Raw genomic sequence first — 1,405 nt, 5'->3', positions numbered from 1 at the left:
CCCCGGCAAGACCTGAGGGAGCGTCAACCCCAGCACGGCAAGACCTGAGGGAGCGTCAACCCCAGCACGGCAGGAGCTGAGGGAGCGTCAGGAGGCGGGTTCCTCGTACTTGGGGAATACCGGGGCCGGGGCCGGCAGCGCGGTCCCGGCCTCGATCGGCGTGCCCAGGGCGGCGAAATCGCGGGCTTCACCTTCAGGCTGGCCCAGGCTGTCCAAGATGGCTCCTGCCGCCGTCGGCATGACCGGCTGCGCCAGGATCGCGACGTTGCGGAGCACTTCAAGGGTCACGTACAGGACCGTGTTCATCCGTTCGACGTCGGTCTTCCGCAGCACCCACGGCGCCTGCGCGGCGAAGTAGGCGTTGGTGTCACCCAGCACGTTCCAGATGGCTTCCAGCGCGCGGCTGAACTCCTGCTTTTCAAACGCTACGCGGGCGGTCTCCAGCAGTCCTTTGGCCTGCCCCAGCAGCGCGGTATCCTCGGCGCTGAAACCGGCCGGGACGGGGACCTTGCCCTCACAGTTCTTGGCCACCATGGACAGGGAACGCTGCGCGAGGTTGCCGAAGTTGTTCGCCAGGTCCGCGTTCATGCGGCCGACAATCGCGTCGTGGCTGTAGCTGCCGTCGGCGCCGAACGGCACCTCGCGCAGCAGGAAGAAGCGGACCTGGTCGAGCCCGTACTGCGCCACGAAGTCCGCCGGGGCCACCACGTTGCCCAGCGACTTGGACATCTTGACGCCGTTGTTCTGCAGGAAGCCGTGGATCATGACGCGCTTCGGCAGTTCCAGCCCGGCGCTCATCAGGAAAGCCGGCCAGTAGATGGCATGGAACCGCGAAATGTCCTTGCCGATCACATGGACGTCCGCGGGCCAGAACTTCTTGAAGGACGCGGACTCCACGTCCGGGTAGCCGACGCCGGTGAGGTAGTTGGTCAGCGCATCGACCCAGACGTACATCACGTGCTGGTCGTTGCCGGGAACCGGGACGCCCCAGTCGAAACTGGTCCGGCTGATGGACAGGTCCTCCAGGCCACCGCGGACGAAGCTGATGACCTCGTTGAAGCGGTACTGCGGGGCGCCGAACTCGGGGTGGTCCTCGTACATGGCCAGCAGTTTGTCCTGGTAGGCGGAGAGCTTGAAGAAGTAGCTCTCCTCCGCCGTCCAGCTCACCTCGGTGTCCGTTTCGCGCGAGTAGCGGACGCCGTCGTCCTTCACCACTGTCTCGTCCTCGACGTAATACGCCTCGTCCCGGACCGAATACCAGCCTTCGTACTTGGACAGGTAGATGTCGCCGTTGGCTTCCATCTTCTGCCAGATGGCCTGCGAAGCSGCGTAGTGGTCCGCATCCGTGGTCCGGATGAACCGGTCATAGGAGATCCCCAGCGCCGCGTGGGTCGCCTTGTAGATT

The 1,405-nt window shown here is 65.0% G+C and carries 1 protein-coding gene; it reads right to left on the bottom strand.

Annotation, left to right across the window (positions count from 1 at the left end; translation table 11 throughout):
* Positions 1-87 precede the first annotated feature (87 nt).
* Positions 88-1,405 (bottom strand): methionine--tRNA ligase (gene metG / locus AB4Y86_RS18910; protein ID WP_441403667.1); only part of this gene is annotated, 1,318 nt, incomplete at its 5' end.

The organism is Arthrobacter sp. 2YAF22_2 (assembly GCF_052114645.1).
In the GTDB taxonomy this organism is placed as follows: Bacteria; Actinomycetota; Actinomycetes; order Actinomycetales; family Micrococcaceae; genus Arthrobacter.
This window is presented reverse-complemented; position numbering and strand designations above follow the sequence as displayed.